This window comes from Sphaerochaeta sp., from assembly GCF_050256055.1.
Classification (GTDB): Bacteria; Spirochaetota; Spirochaetia; order Sphaerochaetales; family Sphaerochaetaceae; genus Sphaerochaeta.
On record NZ_JBFWIJ010000007.1, the window covers coordinates 49,864 to 69,006 of the forward strand.

General features: G+C 52.2%; 17 protein-coding genes. 7 read left to right on the top strand and 10 right to left on the bottom strand.

What is annotated here, in order from left to right; all coding sequences use genetic code 11:
- Nucleotides 1-21 precede the first annotated feature (21 nt).
- The gene (locus AB7C91_RS04370; protein ID WP_332446322.1) at nt 22-327 is read right to left on the bottom strand and encodes a YhbY family RNA-binding protein; all 306 of its coding nucleotides are present in this window, start codon (nt 325-327) and stop codon (nt 22-24) included.
- A 14-nt stretch (nt 328-341) separates the two neighbouring features.
- On the bottom strand, nt 342-2,084 hold the full coding sequence (locus AB7C91_RS04375) for an AMP-dependent synthetase/ligase (RefSeq protein ID WP_428589465.1): 1,743 nt from the start codon (nt 2,082-2,084) through the stop codon (nt 342-344).
- A gap of 494 nt (nt 2,085-2,578) precedes the next feature.
- On the opposite strand from AB7C91_RS04375, the gene AB7C91_RS04380 reads away from it, so the two are divergent.
- From AB7C91_RS04380 to AB7C91_RS04395, 4 genes are read left to right on the top strand one after another with little or no spacing between them, the layout of a single operon-like run.
- Nucleotides 2,579-3,943 carry a bifunctional folylpolyglutamate synthase/dihydrofolate synthase gene (locus tag AB7C91_RS04380; protein WP_332446324.1) on the top strand — a complete coding sequence of 455 codons (1,365 nt, stop codon included), beginning with the start codon at nt 2,579-2,581 and terminating at the stop codon, nt 3,941-3,943.
- Nucleotides 3,924-5,360: an NFACT RNA binding domain-containing protein gene (locus tag AB7C91_RS04385; RefSeq protein ID WP_428589468.1), complete on the top strand. Its 1,437-nt coding sequence runs from the start codon at nt 3,924-3,926 to the stop codon at nt 5,358-5,360. The genes AB7C91_RS04380 and AB7C91_RS04385 overlap by 20 nt, the downstream gene beginning before the upstream one ends.
- Nucleotides 5,347-6,189, top strand: a complete 843-nt coding sequence (amrB, locus tag AB7C91_RS04390; RefSeq protein WP_332446326.1) for an AmmeMemoRadiSam system protein B — start codon at nt 5,347-5,349, stop codon at nt 6,187-6,189. The genes AB7C91_RS04385 and amrB overlap by 14 nt, the downstream gene beginning before the upstream one ends.
- Nucleotides 6,176-7,654, top strand: a complete 1,479-nt coding sequence (locus AB7C91_RS04395) for a hypothetical protein (protein ID WP_428589471.1) — start codon at nt 6,176-6,178, stop codon at nt 7,652-7,654. Before amrB ends, AB7C91_RS04395 begins: the two co-directional genes overlap by 14 nt.
- Here AB7C91_RS04395 and miaA read toward each other — a convergent pair.
- From miaA to AB7C91_RS04430, 7 genes are all read right to left on the bottom strand, one after another.
- Complete coding sequence (gene miaA, locus AB7C91_RS04400; protein WP_428589474.1) at nt 7,605-8,573, bottom strand: tRNA (adenosine(37)-N6)-dimethylallyltransferase MiaA; 969 nt, start codon at nt 8,571-8,573, stop codon at nt 7,605-7,607. The two genes, AB7C91_RS04395 and miaA, sit on opposite strands and share 50 nt — an antisense overlap.
- Nucleotides 8,539-8,742, bottom strand: coding sequence for a hypothetical protein (locus AB7C91_RS04405; protein WP_332446329.1), 204 nt, complete (start codon nt 8,740-8,742; stop codon nt 8,539-8,541). Before AB7C91_RS04405 ends, miaA begins: the two co-directional genes overlap by 35 nt.
- A gap of 79 nt (nt 8,743-8,821) precedes the next feature.
- Complete coding sequence (locus AB7C91_RS04410) at nt 8,822-9,259, bottom strand: hypothetical protein (protein WP_332446330.1); 438 nt, start codon at nt 9,257-9,259, stop codon at nt 8,822-8,824.
- A 22-nt stretch (nt 9,260-9,281) separates the two neighbouring features.
- Complete coding sequence (gene cmk, locus AB7C91_RS04415) at nt 9,282-9,806, bottom strand: (d)CMP kinase (protein ID WP_332446331.1); 525 nt, start codon at nt 9,804-9,806, stop codon at nt 9,282-9,284.
- 11 nt (nt 9,807-9,817) lie between these two features.
- Nucleotides 9,818-10,687 (bottom strand): YicC/YloC family endoribonuclease, encoded by an 870-nt coding sequence (locus AB7C91_RS04420; RefSeq protein WP_332446332.1) that lies wholly within the window; start codon nt 10,685-10,687, stop codon nt 9,818-9,820.
- Complete coding sequence (locus AB7C91_RS04425) at nt 10,687-12,144, bottom strand: UDP-N-acetylmuramate--L-alanine ligase (RefSeq protein WP_428589479.1); 1,458 nt, start codon at nt 12,142-12,144, stop codon at nt 10,687-10,689. The genes AB7C91_RS04420 and AB7C91_RS04425 overlap by 1 nt, the downstream gene beginning before the upstream one ends.
- Nucleotides 12,145-12,209: 65 nt before the next feature.
- Nucleotides 12,210-12,386, bottom strand: coding sequence for a hypothetical protein (locus AB7C91_RS04430; protein ID WP_332446334.1), 177 nt, complete (start codon nt 12,384-12,386; stop codon nt 12,210-12,212).
- A gap of 445 nt (nt 12,387-12,831) precedes the next feature.
- Here AB7C91_RS04430 and AB7C91_RS04435 point away from each other — a divergent pair, with 445 nt between their 5' ends.
- Nucleotides 12,832-15,396 (top strand): cation-translocating P-type ATPase, encoded by a 2,565-nt coding sequence (locus AB7C91_RS04435; protein WP_332446335.1) that lies wholly within the window; start codon nt 12,832-12,834, stop codon nt 15,394-15,396.
- A gap of 2 nt (nt 15,397-15,398) precedes the next feature.
- Here the strand turns inward: AB7C91_RS04435 and AB7C91_RS04440 are convergent, their stop codons facing one another.
- Nucleotides 15,399-16,478: a hypothetical protein gene (locus AB7C91_RS04440; protein WP_332446337.1), complete on the bottom strand. Its 1,080-nt coding sequence runs from the start codon at nt 16,476-16,478 to the stop codon at nt 15,399-15,401.
- Nucleotides 16,479-16,582: 104 nt separating this feature from the next.
- Between AB7C91_RS04440 and AB7C91_RS04445 the strand changes: the two genes are divergently transcribed.
- Both AB7C91_RS04445 and AB7C91_RS04450 read left to right on the top strand, forming a co-directional pair.
- Nucleotides 16,583-18,070, top strand: coding sequence for a UDP-N-acetylmuramyl-tripeptide synthetase (locus tag AB7C91_RS04445; protein ID WP_332446338.1), 1,488 nt, complete (start codon nt 16,583-16,585; stop codon nt 18,068-18,070).
- Nucleotides 18,061-19,140 (top strand): D-alanine--D-alanine ligase family protein, encoded by a 1,080-nt coding sequence (locus AB7C91_RS04450; RefSeq protein ID WP_428589485.1) that lies wholly within the window; start codon nt 18,061-18,063, stop codon nt 19,138-19,140. The genes AB7C91_RS04445 and AB7C91_RS04450 overlap by 10 nt, the downstream gene beginning before the upstream one ends.
- Nucleotides 19,141-19,143 lie beyond the last annotated feature (3 nt).

Below are 19,143 nucleotides of genomic sequence, written 5' to 3' on the forward strand. Positions count from 1 at the left end.
CCTGATCCTCGATGCATACCCTCATTCGCCTTTTTGGGCCAAATCCTTGGGGATATGAATCAAATGCCCCTCGCTTACGCGATAGAACGTGGCAATGAAACCGATGATGCTCACCAGTTCACTACCAGTCTTGACTGCAAGCTCCTCGGCCAAGGGACGAATCTCGTCCTTGAATGCCTGGAACTTCACCTTCACCAACTCATGGCTGAGCAACGCTTGATCCATTGCGGTGACGATACGGTTGTCCAGGCCACCTTTGCCAACCATGACCACCGGTTTGAGAGCGTGAGCCTGCGCCTTCAGAAAACTCCGTACACTACTATTCATGGGCATCACTATACCTAGTCCTTGTACTTCTGTGCAACTACGAAGCGCTTGACTTTCTTGGTACTTGTCATTTCCAACGGTTCATCGACTACCGTCACCCGGGTGATCTTCTTGTAGGGCTGCAATTCCTTGTTCACCTCACTGACGATCTGCTGTATCCGCTGCTCAATCTTCTGCTTCGCTTCCGTACCATGTTCCTTGTTCATATCCTCACGATATTTCTCGGCAGGATACACCAAAGCTCGGATTCCCTCACTCTTCGTTTTCTTGTCAATCAGATACCCGAGAACACAGATGGTATCTATCTCATTATAGAGCTGGAAATGGTCCTCGATTTCCTCGGGGAAGACATTCTTGCCGCCTTCGGTCACGATGATGTTCTTCGCTCGACCGGTGAGATACAGGTAGCCCTGCCCGTCCTGGTGTCCGACATCCCCGGTATTAAGCCAGCCGTCCTCAAGCACTTCGCCGGTAGCCTCGGCATTGTTGTAATAGCCTTGCATCACCATGGGTCCCTTGATGTAGATGATCCCATTCCCTTCCGCATCCGGCTGGACGATTTTCACCTCAGTCTGGGGAACCTTCTTCCCTACCGACGTTTCTATGTATGCTTCAACAGGATTAAGGTGGGTGATCGGGCTGGTTTCCGTCAGGCCGTACCCCTGCACAAAGTCGATGCCGAGCTCATTGAACATTTTGAAGGTGGAGGCTGGAAGTGGACCGCCGCCGCTGATACAAATCCGGTTCTTCTCCAGCGAGAGCTTCTTCAACAGAAAACCAAACATCTTCTTGCCGACATTGACTTTGAAAATTTTCTTCAAGAGACCGGATACACCCATCAAAAAGCGGATGAAACCATACAGCACGATTCCTTTCTCACGCACCCCATTCATCAAGGCTCCGATCATTTTATTGAACAGCATCGGAACGGCAAGGAACATGGTCACTTCCCCTTCCCGCAGCTCCTTCAGCACCTGACTGATGATGAGCTTCTTGCCGAATACGATGGAAGCACCCACGCTGATCGCCTCGAAGAATACCGCCATCATGGTATACGCATGGTGGATGGGCAGAATGGCATAGAACACATCGCTTGGATAGAGATTCATGTTCCCTTGGGCCAGATAACAATCGCTTACCAGGTTGCGGTGACTGAGCATGACACCCTTGGGAGTCCCCGTCGTACCGCTGGTAAAGAGGATTGCGGCGGTTTCATCGCTCTGAGCCTTGTGGAAATCCCCCTTTGCGTCTGCTTTTACATCCAAGACAAAGGGAAACGCCGAACCCGGTTCCAGACTGATGCGATCAACCAAACCCAAGGCATTCTCCGTATCGAAATCAGCGAGACGGTCCGTATCGGCAAAGAGAATCTTCACCCCGGCAAAATCCATCAATTTGGTCATGTCCTTGTTGTTGAGTGTGCTGTCCAACGGAACGACAATCGCTCCGGCATAGAGAATTCCCAAATATGCCATGGCCCATTCCGGGCTGTTCTTGCCGCTTACCGCAACCTTGTCATCCTTTCCTATCCCCTTTGATACCAGATATTTGGCAATTTCAGTAACAAAAGCATGCACCTCGGCATAGGAGAAGGTTTCCTTCTTCGGAACAAAGGCGGTGAAGCACTTGTTGTCAGGATATCGCTTGACGGAAATATCAAACATCTGTACGACGGTCGGCCATTCGCCTTCGAACATCGTACCACGGAAGGCATCCAGAAAATCCCAGGGTTTGGGAGCGTTCTTTGCACTAGCCATAATCCAACTCCTCGTAGTGCATGGAATACCATGCCTGCTTTCTATACTATAGGCGGAATGAGTTTGAAAAATCAAGATTTTCGTGACACGTTTTCACATTGCGTCATAGTGTAATACTCGCTTGTGCAGCACGTCTGGGAAGGAAAAACAACGGATCCAAGGCTGGGTGAAGATGCCTGTTCTCATCCACAAGCGGTGAGGGAACTCCCTGTAATTCCGGTTGTCTGAAGCAGTACCGCATCGAGGCGGATGGGTATTCGGGCATCAGCATGTACCGTCACATGAGGACCATGACAGAGGCCGGTATTTTCCCGCATGATCCTTCATCTGCACTGCACATCGTGGATTGATGCCCGTTTCCGATTTGACGGGAAGCCTCCAAACACCGTACTATTCGGCCATACAGCAAGGCATGCAAACGCAGCATCTCTTGGAACCTTGCGTTGACCAAAATCCTCCGAGCGTCTACAGTTGACGTCGAGGAAGTTTGGAACATGCAGATTTGTAGTTTTGACGATGTCATTCATTTCATGGAAAGCTTTACCAATCTGGAAAAGCAAACCGATCATTATACCACCCGCACCTACCGTCTGGATCGTATGCAGGCGTTGCTCGAGCATATCGGCAACCCCGAGCGCTCGTTCCGGAAAATTCATCTCGCTGGATCAAAAGGAAAAGGATCGACGGCCAGTTACCTGGCCAGTGCATTGACCGCACTCGGGTACAAAACCGCATTGTACCTTTCCCCGCACCTGACCGATTATCGTGAGCGCTTCACGCTCAGCGGAACATTCTTTGATGACCGGCTTCTGGTCGAGACCGGAAAGGAACTGCAACGTCGCCTAGAGCACTTCCACTTCCGGGATGAATGGGGAGAAACCAATCCTACCACCTTCGAACTCTATACTGCATATGCCTATATGCTCTTTGCAGCCACCGCTTGCCAATGGGCGGTCATCGAGACTGGTCTTGGAGGAAGGCTTGATGCGACAAACACCATCCTGCCTGAGGCCTGCGTACTCTGTCCCATCGAACTGGAGCATACCAAGATTCTGGGAAACACCATCACCGAGATAGCCACGGAAAAGAGCAAGATCATCAAAGCAGGTGTACCCGTCTTCGTCGGCTACGAGCAAGAAGATGCAATGAAGGTATTCGAGCGCGAGGCGCAGACGCAACACAGCCCCCTCTACAAACTGGATGATGCCTTGCTTTCCCTTGCAAGCACGACCACAACCGAAGGGGAAGTGGTGACCTATTCGTGGAAGAACGGCGGAAAGGAAACGTTGACCCTTTCGATGCGCGGCAGCGTCCAGGCGCAGAACAGCGCCTTGGCCCTGCTGGTTCTCCGCACGCTGGGACTTTACGACCAGCGCGTCGTCAAAGCCATGCAAGACAACCAAATACCCGGACGTTTCCAGCAATTGGCATCGAAGCCGGCTCTCTATGTCGACGGTGCTCATACCACCCATTCATTGTCCGCATTGCTTGAATCATTCTCATCACTTCACCAAGGAACGGAGAATACCATCATATACGGGGCCTTGGAAGATAAGGATCATCAGCATATGGTTGACTTGGTGCTCGATCATTTCACCAAAATCATCATCAGCAAACCGGGCACCTACAAAAAGAGTGACATTGCTCTGTTGTTTTCCTTATTCAACCAGAAAGCCAAGGAACGAGGGATCGAGGCGACGATCCTACTTCGAGAAGACAATACGGAAGCCTTGCGGACAGCCTATTCCGTCACCTCGGAACACGCTGCCATTCTGGTATGTGGATCCTTCTATCTCGCAGGCGGGGTTGCTTTGGCCCATGAGCAGGTGAGGAGGGAATATGAGTCTCAATTGGCGTGAGATCGAGTTGATCCTCTCTGAGCTCCCGCTTGTCGGTAGCTCATTACAACAGACCATCCAACACGATTTCCATTCCCTAAGCTGGAACTTCTACCACCCTGAGACCGGTCGATGGACGCTGTATACGGAAATCGGAACACCCTTCTCACGACTGCATCTGCTCACCCGTCCGGTAACGGTGAACCAACAGGGCAAAACAGCCAAATTACAGCGTTTCATCCAATTCTGCCGTGCCAACCTGCAAGGTTCCAAAATCGTGGCCGTCCAGCAGCAACCCTACGATCGACTGGTACACCTACGGCTCGACAACCATGGGGTTTTGCTCAATCTGTATCTGCGTTTCTACAGCGGACCGGGAGCAAACATCCTCATCACCGATGCAGATGATGTCATTCTCGATCTGCTCTACCGCAGACCGAACCGGGGTGAAGCCAGTGGGCAGACCTACACCCTCCCCCCTCCAAGGCTGGAGGAAGGAAGGGATTTTCTCATCCGGGAGCGGACCGACACTTCCTTCAACCGTCAAATCGAGCAGGAGTACGGGAGCGAAAGCAACGAGTTCACCTATCAGGAATTGAAACGAAAGGTGGAAGCCAAACGCGAGAGGGAACTCAAAAGCCTGACCACCACCCTAGCCAGCCACCTGCGCACGCTCAAAGCAAGCGAGGACTACCTGAGAATACGCAAGATTGCTGATTTGTTGAGCGCCAACCAACATCAATTGAAAGACAACCAGCAACAGGTGGAGCTTGAGGACTGGGAAACCGGGGAAACCGTGGTCATAGAGCTCGATCCCAAGCGCAAGGGCAGGGAAAACATCCTCCTGTACTACGAAAAATACCAGAAAGCAAAAGGTGCCTATGAGAATGCCGAACGCGAAGTGTTGAGAGCCAAAGAGGAACTTGCCCAGGCTGAACTGCATTTTGCATCCCTGCTTGAGGGAAGCGAAGATAATCAGCAGGCAGCGATCAGAAGTTTCAAAAAGGAGCTGTCCTCGGAGACATCGGTCTCCCAAGCCAAGGTGCAGAGTCCGGGCCTTACCATCCAAAGCGGTGCATTCACCCTGATGGTGGGACGGAATGCGAAGGAGAACGATGAATTGCTCCGCCACTATGTCCGGGGCAACGATTACTGGATGCATACCCGTGACTATCCAGGAGGCTATGTATTCATCAAATACAACAAAGGAAAGTCCGTTCCCTTGGAGGTTCTGCTCGATGCGGCGAATCTGGCCATCGTGTTCTCCAAAGCCAAGAAGGAGGGAAAAGCCGATTTGTACTACACCCAAGTGAAGCACCTCAGGAGAGCAAAAGGGGGAAAAACAGGATTGGTTCTCCCCACACAGGAAAAAAACCTTGCAGTCGTACTGGACGAACAGCGGCTTGCACGATTACTTTTGGAGCATGACGATGCGTGATTCCTGCCACCATACCATTTTTTATCCTGAGGACAGAAAAACCTTGGACCAATGGACTGCCGTACGCCCAGCAAGCGGCTTACTCAGAATGCTTCCCTCATCCATCTTGGTTCCCCATGCATCGCTTTCACTCATCACTGAAGCGATGAGTCGCAGTTTTGCCGAAACCGCATCATTGCACCCTGAACTCATCGTATTCCTCGGGCCGTTGCACCAGGAGGTGCTGACGATCCATGAACCTGCATTCCTGTTTGCACCCGAGTCATCGGCGCTGAGGATTGCCGGCAAGGAAACAAGATGGGCATCCACCTTGATCACCGACCTTACAAAGAACTTTGCAACGGCACTCATGCAGGAAGAAAGCTATTTCGTGGAGGAGCCGGCTCTGGAACTGACCCTGCCCTTCATCCAAAGCTACCATCCACAGGCAAAGGTGCTTCCGTTGTTGGCAGGAAGTTGTACCTCCGGCCAGATCCGAAAATATGCGGATATTCTCGAATATATCATCAAACACGAGCAAAGCACCCTGTTCGTAGTGTCGGCGAATGCCAACGCCCTCCTTCCCTCGGTACAGGCTGAGGAACATGGACAGGCATTTACCGATGCATTGCTTTCCAATGCGAATTTCCTCGGTCCGAAGATCAGCAGCTGTAACCGTTTCAGTCTGGATGCCTTGCGTCTGGCCTTGGGCCGAAAAGGATCCTGGAACCTGTTGGGCACTTTCTGCCAAGGCAGGGAATATCCCGCCATTGAGCCGATCACCGAAGGGACGGAAAAACATGTATGGCACCTGTGTGCCTGCCAAGGAGCTTCAGATGTCAAACGCTAATCGTACCTTCACCCACCTGATCGATCATGTACTGATGCAATGCATCTCCATCGGTTCCCAGGACCAGGAACTGCCTTCCTATCTGCTGCAAGGCCAGAAAGCGCAGGGGTATCTGTTTGACGGGCAGTCCCTTGCCCCATGGTATTGGAAAGGTATCAGTGTCATCGACGGACAGCGCTGCCTGACCTTCGAACCACTTCCCATTTTCCCGTTCACCGAATTGACTACCACGCGTCGGAGCGAGGCCCTCAGCTTTGTCCGCACACTCGCAAAGGCACTGCTCGACTTGCCTTCCTCCTTTCTGGACCTTTCAAGCGGCATCCTGCCGTTGTGGCGAATCTGGGCGGTTGAAGATGGACGAATTCTCCTGCTTCCCCAGGATATTGCTGATCTATTCGCTTCCTGTGCAGATGAAGAGACGCGCTATGCGCAAACCTCGGCATGGGTCCACCACGGAGTGCATGCCCCCTTCTCGTTATGCGACCAATTGAGCGCCATTTTGTATTACAGTGCATCGGGCATTGCTCCGTTTGCCGCGAAACAAACCAGAGAAGATTCCTTCAGGCCATTGCCGCTGTCATTGATGGACACCGGTCTTGATGCCGATGGGGTCGCATTCATTGACCGCACCCTGACGATGAGTCTGACCAGACAGCGGGACGCCACCGGAAACAAGGAGAGCCAGAAGGCTTTGGCTTGGTTCTTGGAACAGACCGAAGGCCTTACGTGGAACTTGGAGAATCGGACTCAAGCTCCTCGTTTCGAGGATTGGAAAGTTGACCCGCAATGCACCACCTTCCTGCAGAAGCAGGAAAAACGAGCAAACCTCCGTGTTTTCTGGAGAAAGAAGGGGTGGCTGGTCATCACCGTATTGGTTGTGGCAACCGCAGTCACCTGGTTTACCGTCAACAGAATCCAAGTTGCCTTGACCCCACCCTATACAGCAGGCATGCCGCCGGTGCAAATCATCGAGGAATATTATGCCGGACAAAATGCCTTGAATCTGGAGAAGATGGAAGCCTCGTTGGCGAAAGGAACCAAGGATCCTGCGGCCATGGAAGTGACCAATCTCTTCGTCACCCGACAAACCCGCCAGGCCTATGAAGGCATCAACACACAAGTCGACCCGAACCAATGGATTGCCGACGGGAAGCCGGCAATTTTGGAAGGAACCTTCCTCTATGGGGTTACCGATCTCTCGGTCAAGCCAATTTCAGAAAATACCTATGAGGCCCAAGGAGTCTTGTACACACCCTATTCCTATAGCGATCAAGAAGAACAAACCGACGCAGGAACCAAGGGAATACCCATCTTCACCTACGACATCACCCAGCAGTTCACCATCGAGATGGGCAAACGCGGCTGGTATGAGATTACCGGCATCAGCTCACCGCACGTACAACTGCAGGGGCGGATTATTGTAGAGACATACAGTCGGGGTGCAAATACCGCTGGATTGCAGTAAGGATTTCGCCTTTTTCATCGGCATTCATCCATTGGACCTGTGCAAAGCTTTTGAAGAACGTCATCTGACGCTTCGCGTAGAGTCTGCTGTTGCGTTCAATCTGGTCGGCGATGATCGAACGAGACCACTCTCCATGCTCCATCGCCTGGAAGAATTCACGATATCCGATGCCTTGCAGGCCCGGCCATGACATTTGGGCTCCCATTCTCAGCAGCGAGCGAATCTCATCCTCAAGCCCTTGATCGAACATCTGTTTGATCCGCAAGGCCAGACGGGTTCTGAGCTGATCGCTTTCACGCATCAGCCCGATAACCAGCGGATGCATGCCGTTCCGGGGCGTATCGGGTAGGGAAAATGAGGAAAGGGGGCGCTTGCTTTTTTCATAGACTTCCAAAGCGCGCGATACCCGGTACATGTCCATCGGGTGGATTCGTTGTGCCGAAATCGGGTCGATCTGCTTGAGGTACTCGTACGCCCATGCACGCCCATTTTGCTCGATGCGCTGGGCTACAGCGAGCCGGACCCCCTCGTCACTCGGAGGGGCCTCACTCAAACCATAGAGAAAATGCTTGAAATAATAGGCAGTCCCCCCGCTGATCACCGGTATCTTCCCTTCCTGGTGAATGGATGCAACCGCCTGGTCGGCGTATGCAATGAATTCACCGACGGAAAATTGTTCCCACGGGTCCTTGATATCGATCAGATGATGGGGAATCGAATGCCGCACCTCCAGCGAAGCTTTCGCCGAGCCGATGTCGAGGTACCGATACACTTGAATGGAATCTGCATTGATAACAGAAAACTTCTTTGGATCAAGATCCAAAAGAAGTTCTGTTTTTCCGACCCCTGTCGGGCCGAAGAGAAAAATGATCTCTGCGAATGCGTTACTCTGCGTCGGGTGTATCGAAGTGGATTTCACCTTTGAGAGCTCTGGTGAGGACTTCACTGACGATCTTGCCATTGTTCTCCTCAATTTCCTTTCCGCCGCATCCGGGATTACTCAGGATATTCGCCTCTTTGATAGCCACGCAGGTAATTTGGTAGATATTATCCTCATAGTCAATAAGGCTGTTCAATGGAATGCTCACCGTTCAACTCCTTGTCCCTACAGGACGGTAATGATACAACTCTCTTACTATAATAATTTCCTTCAGAAATGTACAGACCTCACAGAACCTGCCGATAGCCGATGCGCACATACTGTTTCATCTGGTGTTCCATGGCCGGATCGACGGCGGTCCCCTGGACGCTCAGCAAGGGAAGGTAGGAACCTTCTACGAACAGAATACCGCGTTTGGCAATGAATTCATAGGAAAGTGCAACCGATCCCCCCAGCCCTACCGCCCACGCATTTGCATCCTGCCATCCAACAGCACCGAGCAAGCCCACACCCAAAACGATCGGGCTGAAACGCTGGGTACGGAAAAACAGTCGCGCCTGGACTGACGGCATCGTCAAAGGGGAGGAGCTTTCCAAGGTCGGAACAGAAAGGGAGAGGCTTTGCTCCGCTCTTCTGCCCACCATGCCAAGTTCCAAGGATGTGGAGACATTGCCTTGGCTCAGCCCGATATAGGGTCTGGCCGACAGGCTGAATGGCAGAAGCATGAGAGTAATCAGTATGATGCATCTAACGCTTTTCACGGTTTCTCACCTCTTGGAGAATCAAGGCTGCGACTTGTTCCGGCCCTTTGTCGGAGCTGTCGATGACCAGATCAGCGATGGATGTGTCACTGTTGTCAATCTGATAGAGACGCATATATCGTGCGCTGTCATTCGCATCACGCATCATTGTCTGCTGCAGCCGCTCTTGTAGCGTTCCCCCTTCACGCTCGGTTATCCTTCGGGCACGTTCTTCGGTACTCGCTGTCAGATAGACCTTCAGGTCAGCTTCCTTGAGCATCCAGATTGCAAGCCTGCTGCCCAAAACACAATTCGGTTGGGCAAGGGCCATCTCCACCTGCCGTCTGTCAACCTCAAGATCGAATTCGTCACTTTGTTCGGCCATTTTGCAGAAGGTCCAGAATTCAATCCCCTTTTCCTCACTGAGTGTGCGAAAGGTAAAGTTGATCATCGGATAATCCAATTGGGAAGCTACCAACCGACTGACGGTGGTATTTCCACAACCGCTTTTCCCACTAATTGCAATACGCACATCCACCCCCGTCACTCAATGTTGCGAATCTGTTCGCGGATGTTCTCAAGGCCATCCTTCATCTTCACCACCTGCAGGTTCAGTTCCACCATCTGGCTCTTGCTCCCTATGGTGTTGATCTCCCGGTTCATTTCCTGACACAGGAAATCAAGCCGCTTGCCCACCGGTTCATTTTTCTCCAACAGGGTAAAATATTCTTTCAGATGCACACCCAACCGCTTGATCTCCTCATGGACTGAGTATTTGACCAACATGACGGCGACTTCCTGAAGAATGCGGTTCTCGTCATAGTTCTTGTCCCCCAGCATCTCCTCGAAGCGGGAACGCAAGGTATCCTTCACCATGCGTTCCAGATCATCGGCATGGCTGTGCACAACCGCTAGGCCTTCCTTGACGACATTTCCCAAACGAATGAGGTCGGCTTTTGTCGATTCACCTTCGCGTTCCTTGCTCTGCCGGAACTGGACCATAGCTTGGTCCAAGGTAGCAAACAGGATACTACGATACCGCTCGCTGTCGCTGGTTTTCTCTTGGTTCAGGACACCTTCGCTCGCCAGATAATCGGAGAGCTGGGGCTTCAGCGCCTTGTTCGCCAATGCGGCGATCCTGGCAAAGGCTTCTGTGTATTTTTCCACCGCCACCGGATCCACACTCAACTGAACATCGGCAACCTGATTTCTGAGCCTGATGTTCACCTCGATATGCCCCCGACTGGCTACTGATGCTATCTGCTTGTCGATTTCCATCTCGAAAGGTGCAAGCATATAGGGAATGGTATGATTGATATCCAAATACCGATTATTGTACGACTTGAGTTCAACGGCAAGTTGAAATTGTTCTCCGATGGACTCTGAAAATCCATACCCGGTCATGCTCTTCATCAAAAGCTCCTTTGGAATGCGGCAATCTCACGGCAAAGATGGCGATTATTGCCCGCACCCATGGTAATACACAACCAATTCTCTTGCAACCAGCTTGCCGCTTGGCTGATGCATGCCTGGTCGGTATCGCAATAGGCGACCGGACACCCGTCCCGTCCTTGCAATCGAACGGCTAGATCTCGTGCCGGATCCGTTCCTTCCGCTTGATCGTTCCTTGCCGATGCGTAGGTCTTTTGTACAATGACGGCATCACACCCATCAAAGGCTGCAGCAAATCGGTCGATCAAGGCCTTGGTCCGACTTGCCGTATGCGGACAGAAGAGCACCAATACACGGTGCCCGGGATAGGCCGACCTGACCTCTTCGAGGGAAGTCATGATCTCAGTCGGGTGATGTGCGTAATCATCCAGATACGTCACCCCGTTTTCCGAGAACAGATACTCGGTACGACCGCTGCACCCCTTGAAGGATGCAAGGTGGGAACCGAGTCGCCCCACCAAGGTGGGAACCACCTCATCGGTGATCAGAACCTCATCAGAGCAGTACAGATTCGGCTTGGGACGATCCAACAGGATGGAAAGCGAGAGAAGCATAGCCCCGACATAGTCATTCACCAATGCAGGGGCATGAACCGCAAGGGCGAAGGAATAATCAGGAAGGATGGAAACACGATACGTTCCCTCCTCACCTTTCAGAATCTGAAATGGACCGGAGGCAGAAAAACCATAGGAGAGCAACGTAAGATCAGCTCGGTGCTTCTTGGCATACCGACCCAGCTCCTTTGCTCCTGCATCGTCGCTGCAGACAATGAGAAAGCCACCTGCCTCCAGAGCATCGACAAAGCGTTTGAAACTCTCAATCACGGAATCTTTCGTTGGAAAATAATCAGGATGGTCATGCTCGATGGAGGTGACCACGGCGCCCCGGAACCGGTAGGAAAGGAAATGATCCTGATATTCGCAGGCTTCGAACAAGGCACAATCCGTCCCGAAGAAAGTATCGGAGGATCCACCCAACTGGCGCGAACCATAGATGGTATAGAAGGGGAATCGTCGGTTGCTCACACTTGCCAGAAGGTGGCTGGCAACCGCACAGGTAGTAGTCTTCCCATGAGTCCCCGCCACTGCATAACTATCTTGCAGACGGGAAAGACAGGCCAGATATCGCGGGTAGGAATATACGGGTATGCCACGTAAAGCGGCATGAACCAGAATGGGAAGCGTGGGATCATAGGCGCTGCTATGTACCACCAAGTCCGTATCCAAGGGAAGCAGGTCTTCATGAAACCCATGGTCGACTGGGATGGCATGTTCACGCAACAACACATCGGTACTGAACTGTTCGTCGGTATCGCATCCGCGGACCACCCGGCCTTGTCGCTTCAACAAGACGGCTAGACTCGCCATGCCGGTTCCTTTGATCCCCACCAGATAACAGGTAGGTGACTTGGTATCCATGCAATTCCCTTCCAACGATAAAAAAAGACTGCCGTTTCGGGCAGTCTCATTCCCAAGGATAATCCTCAGTTGGCGGCAGTTGCCTTGAGATGGGCGTTGCAGGGCTTGCAAACCTTGACCTTCTCACCGTCAACAGTCACTTCATACATAACCTTGACTTCGGTTCGCTTGCAAACGGGGCACTGACCACGTCCATGGTTCACTTCGCTCCTGATACCACTGCCTCTATGTGCTTTGGACATATACTCTACTCCTTACAGGTTCAAACGTTCTACCGTTTGACTATATAGTGGGGGGGAAGGCGTGTCAAGTATGGAAAAGGGCGCATGCCATGCACCAAATCAAGTGTTTTCAACCGCTTACATCCTGCACACTTTTTTTCATCATTTCTGTTTCCTGCAGCATAGCTACTTCCATCGCCCTTATTTCTTCCATGGAGAATGGATTACCAACAATCAGCAACCCTGCAACAACAATCTGATTCCTCCCTCATTCTAGATTCAGCCAAGTTTCAGGTGACAAACATCTCTATATAATGCATTGACTTATGTACTGTCATACAGTAGGATGAGCCAATCTCGGGAGATCAAGCTTGGGCTGGGCCTTATCGGCAGCAGAGGTATCTGTGGGACTCCCCCGGACTCAAAGACTGAGACCGGACCTACACCACACAAAGGATGGTCACCCATGCATGAACGTGCCATTCGCTCACTTACCGGACTATCGCAATCACAAGTCGCCCAACGACTCGCCACCTACGGACACAACACGCTCCAACAAGCAAAAAAACGAGGGATGGGCCACATAATTCTCTCGGTTGTGCGGGAACCCATGTTCCTGTTGCTCATCGCCTGTGGAACCCTCTACCTGATCATCGGGGAACCACAGGATGCCCTGATGCTGTTGCTTTTTGTCATCATTATGATGGGCATCACCATTGTGCAGGAAGGGAAAACCGAAAAGACCCTGGAAGCGCTGCGCGACCTATCCAGCCCACGGGCGATGGTCATCCGGGACGGAGAACGCATCACCATTGCAGGACGGGACGTCGTACCTGATGACATCGTAGTCCTTTCCGAAGGCGAACGGGTTCCTGCTGACGGAGTCGTTCTCTGGGCGGCGAATCTCAGCATCGACGAATCGCTGCTCACCGGTGAGTCGGTCTCGGTGACCAAGCAGGCGGTCGAAGGGTATGCGGATTCCGATTGCCCCATGCAACGTCCCAATGCAGAATCCTCACTGTTCGTCTATGCAGGCAGCCTGGTAGTCGGCGGACAGGGAGTGTACCGGGTACGAAGCACCGGAAGCAACACCGAGATGGGAAAAATCGGGGAATCGCTGCAGTCGCTCGACCGTGAAGATACAGCCTTGCAACGGGAGACCAACAAGATAGTACGGCTCTTCTTTGTTATCGCCGCCGTTCTCTGTCTCTTGATCATCGTGGTCTACGGGCTAACCCGTGGGAACTGGTTGGAAGGAGTACTCAGCGGCATTACCTTGGCTATGGCCATGCTCCCCGAGGAATTTCCCGTGGTGCTGACCATATTCCTTGCCTTGGGAGCATCAAGAATTTCCCGAAAACATGTACTTGCCAGACGCATGCATGCAGTGGAAAGCCTCGGTTCGGCGACCGTGCTGTGTTCCGACAAAACCGGGACGATCACACAAAACAAAATGCAGGTGCAACAACTCTGGGCCGACGGCGAACGGTTCATCCAAGATCCCCAAAAGAAGAAAACCGTCCCCGAATCTTTGCACCCCCTGATCGAATACGGCATACTGGCCAGCCGGAAAGACCCGTTCGATCCGATGGAGAAGGCGTTTCTTGAAGTGGCAGACCAGAAATTGATCGATGTACTGCATGTACATCCCTCTTGGGATATCGTACGGGAATACCCGCTCTCCCAAGGATTTTTCAGTGTCACCAATGTTTGGAAAAATGAAACGGCAAAGACCTATGAAGTAGCGGCAAAAGGGGCTGTGGAAACCATCATGGATATCTGCCATCTGGACGAAGAAGCCCGTTCGGCCATCTTTGAGGAAGTATCCGATATGGCCGGCAAAGGACTGCGCATCCTCGCCGTGGCAAAAGGTACCTACGCAAAGGGAGAAGCACTGCCGGAAAGTCAGCATGACTTCGACTTTGACTTCCTCGGCCTTGTTGCACTGGCCGATCCCATCCGGCCTACAGCCTCCGAGGCGATTGGCTTGTGTCATCAGGCAGGCATCCGGGTGGTCATGATCACCGGCGACTATCCGCAGACGGCAAGCAATATTGCAGGGCAAATCGGACTGGACAATCCATCGATGGTCATGACCGGTATGGAGCTGGAAACGCTCGAGGATTCGGTCTTGCAGGAAAAGTTGAAACATTGCAATGTATTCGCCCGGGTCATCCCCGAGCAGAAACTGCAATTGATCAAGGCCTTGAAGGCAAACGGGGAACGGGTCGCCATGACCGGAGACGGAGTGAATGACGCCCCTGCACTCAAGGCATCCGACATCGGCATCGCCATGGGTCAACGGGGAACCGATGTCGCCAGGGAGGCCTCCTCACTGGTACTTTTGGATGATGATTTCTCCTCCATTGTTTGGGCGGTAAGAATCGGACGACGCATCTTCGACAACCTGCGCAAGGCCATGGCCTATATCGTCAGCGTCCATATTCCGATTGCAGGCATGTCGATCATTCCGGTGCTCTTCCAGTGGAAGGAATTGGCGTTGCTGCCGGTACATATCGTATTTCTTGAACTGTTGATCGATCCGGCTTGTTCCATCGTCTTCGAATGTGAAGAGGAAGAAGCCGGGGTCATGCAACGCACACCAGCATCCTACGCCTCGTCGCTGTTCAGCAGATCCATGTTGTTCATCAGCTCGCTGCAAGGATTGGTCTCCCTTTTGTTTGTGCTATGCACATGGTTCGGATTCAAGTATGCAGGCTTTTCGCTCGAAGCACAACGGACGGGTAGTTTCATCACCCTGATCATCTCAAATCTTGCCTTGATCCTGACCAACCGGTCCTGGACCGAACGCATCAGCAAAAGCTTCAGACACGCAAATGCGGCGTTGGGATGGGTCATGTCGGCCGCTCTGATTTTCCTGGCCTTGGTGATCAGCATCAGGCCGTTGCAGCAGGTGTTTCACTTCGCATCCATCCCTCTCTGGGCGATCGGGGCAGCCACCCTGTCCGGTATGCTCTCCATCGTTTGGTTCGAATTGTACAAAAGTCTGAAAGGACGATCCCGAAATTGAGTTCAGAGCATCAGCGTCGCTCCCACCTGGAAGGTTGGATCGGCGCTGGAATCCTGCTTCAGATACCAAGCGGTGGGAATACCATACGAACAGATCAGATTGAAGGTATCCATGCGTATGATCAAGCCGAAGGTTTGGAATCCATTCGCCAGATCGATGCTGAGCAGGTCCGATGGGGTTGCCTTGGGTTCCCGGTAACCGGTCAAGAAACTGATCGTCCAGGTCGGGAGCAATTGCAGCTTCATCGAAAGACCGGCACGAAACTGCCGGTCCTCATTGGAACTGATATTGAGCAGATCAACGGCTGCCTCAATCTTGAACAGATGCAATTGGTTGTCTCCATCGTAGGTGGGAGAACTGAAGGAGAAACCCCAATCCATGGTTTTGAGCAAGGAATCGAAACTGATGACCAAAGGATTGTCGCTGCTCGAATACGCAAATTGGTTGGTTACCACCCCCATTTTGAACCAATGATAATCAAGCAACAACCCAAGGCCGAACGAAACACTGCTTTGGTTGTCAACCGGTTCATATGAACCGATCGCTGTCTGGATGAAATAGTCCAGCAACAACCGGTCTGCACCAATTTCAACGGTATTCCGTTCGCTCTGCCCCAGCGCCTTTGCCGTCAGACCAAAATACAACGGGGCCTTTCCGGTTGCCCAATCAAATTGGAACAATGTATTTCTTTTACCCGTATACTGGGTGTAATCGGCAAAATCCACTCGATTCTCCAGTGCATTCCGATTCTGGATGGAGAAAGCCAAGCTTCCTGCTGTGAAAGCGAGCGCCCAGTCGGACTGAGGATGCTCAAGCAATGGATTGGTGAGATGGTTGCTGAAATTGGACTGCAAAAATGCATCCTCATAGCGAATTGCCGCGACGAAGGAGGATGACCGGTCTTGTTGCATAGCCAGCAACGCTGGATTCGCTGCGAAGGAATCCGGTGCGTAGTCCAAGGATAGACCCGCTCCAGCCATAGCCCAGGCTGAGGTGGATACACTGTCCAACGGAAATGCGACCAAGCTGCCCACCAGGACGAGCACAACCAGAAGGGTCATCAACACTCGCTTCATCTTCATTACCTTCTCCTCGGCAAAGCATAGCAAAAATTCGACGGACGGGCCAGAACAACAGTCCTGTTCGGCTATTGTAGTGCACAGGTTGTGCTGGTACCATACAGACTATGAAAACGTTACGGTCACTATTGAGCGCAATCGGCATATATGACGAACGCGTACCCCAGGAACTCACCATCCAATCTATCTGCCAACATTCAGGTCAATGCACGCCCAATTCGGTATTTTTCGCCTTCACCGGCCTCCACACCAATGGAAATCTCTATATCCGACAAGCCATCGCCAACGGAGCGGTCTGCATCATCAGTGAACAGGAAATCCCTGTGCTTGCACAATCCAGAGAGATTTTCATTTATCAAGTCGAGCAAAGCCATCGGCTGTTCGCCCTCATGTGCGCCAGCTTGTATGACGATCCACAGAATACACTTGCCATCATCGGGGTCAGCGGCACGGACGGCAAAAGCACAACCTGCGACTACCTCCACCAAATCCTCAGCAAGGAAGGGAATACAACCGGGCTTTTGACAACTGTCAGTATGGACGACGGCTCGGGAAAAGTCGATTCCCCGTATCGACAGAGTACGCCGGAGCCTGACCAACTGTACGCATTCCTTCACCGTTGTGTCCTCAACAAAGTTTCCTTCGTCGTATTGGAATGCACCAGCCATGCACTGAGTGACACATTCAGCCGTCTTGCAGGCATTACATTCATCGGTGCGATTGTCACCAAAGTCACCAGCGAACATCTGGAATTCCACCATAGCCTGGAAGCCTATACCCAGGCCAAGGTGAATCTTGTCCGAGCCCTGAAAAGCGACGGGGTTCTGATAAGCAGCACGGACAATCTCAAATTGGACGCATTCCTTGAAGCATTGCATGACAGGCAATCAGCCATTGTGCTGGGCCGAGATGTTCCGATGCGCATTGAATACATGCATTATCATGGCGTCATCGTAGAGGTGCTCGGACGGCGGATCCAAACTCCGGTACTCCTCCCCAGTCTTGCGACCAACGCACTTTTGGCGACCTTCTGTGCAAGCTCGGTACTGGGCATCGAGCCGAATAGATTGCTGGATCATCTTGTCACGCTGCAACCGGTCAAGGGACGGATGCAGATCGTGGACAATCTCCTTGGATTACGGGTCATCATCGACTTCGCCCATACCGCGGATGCCTATGAAGGGATCTTTCGCTTTGCCAGCCGGACCAGTGAAGGCGGTGATATCATCGCCGTTTTCGGATGCGCAGGAGAACGAGACACCTCCAAACGTGCGCCGATGGGCAGAATAGCCAATAAATACTGCTCCACCATCATCCTGACCGAAGAGGATCCCCGCAAGGAAGGAAACCAAGCCATCTTCAGCGACCTACGCTTTCTGATGCACAACAATGCCTGCACCGTCTGGGAAATTGAAGACAGGCGGGCGGCAATCCGCAAAGCCCTGTCCATCGCACAAAGCGGAGACACCTTGTTGTTTCTGGGCAAGGGCCATGAGACAAGCATAGAACGAGAAAACGGAAAAATTGCCTGGGATGAACTCGAAGAGGTACACAGCGCTCTTCGCGATGAGGAGGAAAAGAGAACATGCAGGTAGCTCTCGTCTATGGCGGTCGTTCCACCGAACATGAGGTTTCAGTTTCCAGTGCACGAGCCATGCTCACCACCCTCAGGGAGGCCGGTCATACCACACTCATCATCGGCATCAGTCTCGAAGGTATCTGGTATCTGCAGCACGACTGTGTCAATTTTCCGGTGGACACAACCCGGCCCTTGTATCTCAAACCAGGAGAGGGAGTGTTTCTTGACGAGAAGAAACTGAACATTGAGGTAGTGTTCGCCACCACCCACGGGCATGGCGGAGAGGATGGAAATCTGCAGGGACTCTGCTTGTTGTGCAACCTTGCACTCTGCGGCTGTGACACGGTAAGCAGTGCATTGGGTATGTATAAGGCTTTGGCCGCAGCGGTGTTTCAGGCAAACCACATCCCCACTGTACCCACAGTCCTCATCACAGAAGTCAATCGGAAGGACCTCAATGATGCGTTCTTCGCAGACCTCGTTTCCCGCCTCGGTCCCCATCTGTTCATAAAACCTGAGGATGGGGGATCATCGGTGGGAGTGCATTCCCTCAGGAACGCAGACCTGAATCGTTTCAGAGAAGCAGTGAAAACAGCGTTTCAGTACAGCGAGCGGGTCTTGGTCCAAACCATGGTCGATCCAATGGTTGAAGTCGAATGCGCCGCCCTGCATTTGGAGGATGGGAATCTGGTCATTGCAGGTCCCGGCAGAGTCATCGATCCTGCCAGGGAAGAAGCGGGCTTCCTCAGTTATGCCCACAAATACGGTCCCATCAATACCGCGCACATCCAGATTCCCAGTGGACTGGATGCAACCATCGAGGAGGCTATACGCAGCTATGCACGGGCAGCGTTTGCTGCGATCAAAGCTGACGGCTATGCCAGAATCGATTTCTTCGTCAGTAATTCAGACATTTATCTGAATGAAATCAATACGTTCCCGGGCATGACCGCAACCAGCCACTTCCCTGCCTTGATGGCATCGCAAGGCTATGACATGGTTACGGTGGTGAACCATCTCATCTCTGATGCACAAACAAGATTCAGGCATGAAAGAAATCGGATCTATCTTCCACCAAAGGAATAAGCA

What these genes read in the sequence shown, in the direction of transcription:
- amrB (WP_332446326.1), top strand. Translation starts at nt 5,347, where the DNA reads ATGACGATGCGTGATTCCTGCCACCATACCATTTTTTATCCTGAGGAC.
- AB7C91_RS04395 (WP_428589471.1), top strand. Translation starts at nt 6,176, where the DNA reads ATGTCAAACGCTAATCGTACCTTCACCCACCTGATCGATCATGTACTG.
- AB7C91_RS04435 (WP_332446335.1), top strand. Translation starts at nt 12,832, where the DNA reads ATGCATGAACGTGCCATTCGCTCACTTACCGGACTATCGCAATCACAA.
- AB7C91_RS04380 (WP_332446324.1), top strand. Translation starts at nt 2,579, where the DNA reads ATGCAGATTTGTAGTTTTGACGATGTCATTCATTTCATGGAAAGCTTT.
- AB7C91_RS04445 (WP_332446338.1), top strand. Translation starts at nt 16,583, where the DNA reads ATGAAAACGTTACGGTCACTATTGAGCGCAATCGGCATATATGACGAA.
- AB7C91_RS04370 (WP_332446322.1), bottom strand. Translation starts at nt 327, where the DNA reads ATGAATAGTAGTGTACGGAGTTTTCTGAAGGCGCAGGCTCACGCTCTC.
- AB7C91_RS04410 (WP_332446330.1), bottom strand. Translation starts at nt 9,259, where the DNA reads ATGCTTCTGCCATTCAGCCTGTCGGCCAGACCCTATATCGGGCTGAGC.
- AB7C91_RS04440 (WP_332446337.1), bottom strand. Translation starts at nt 16,478, where the DNA reads ATGAAGATGAAGCGAGTGTTGATGACCCTTCTGGTTGTGCTCGTCCTG.
- AB7C91_RS04385 (WP_428589468.1), top strand. Translation starts at nt 3,924, where the DNA reads ATGAGTCTCAATTGGCGTGAGATCGAGTTGATCCTCTCTGAGCTCCCG.
- AB7C91_RS04420 (WP_332446332.1), bottom strand. Translation starts at nt 10,687, where the DNA reads ATGAAGAGCATGACCGGGTATGGATTTTCAGAGTCCATCGGAGAACAA.
- AB7C91_RS04450 (WP_428589485.1), top strand. Translation starts at nt 18,061, where the DNA reads ATGCAGGTAGCTCTCGTCTATGGCGGTCGTTCCACCGAACATGAGGTT.
- AB7C91_RS04425 (WP_428589479.1), bottom strand. Translation starts at nt 12,144, where the DNA reads ATGGATACCAAGTCACCTACCTGTTATCTGGTGGGGATCAAAGGAACC.
- AB7C91_RS04375 (WP_428589465.1), bottom strand. Translation starts at nt 2,084, where the DNA reads ATGGCTAGTGCAAAGAACGCTCCCAAACCCTGGGATTTTCTGGATGCC.
- AB7C91_RS04430 (WP_332446334.1), bottom strand. Translation starts at nt 12,386, where the DNA reads ATGTCCAAAGCACATAGAGGCAGTGGTATCAGGAGCGAAGTGAACCAT.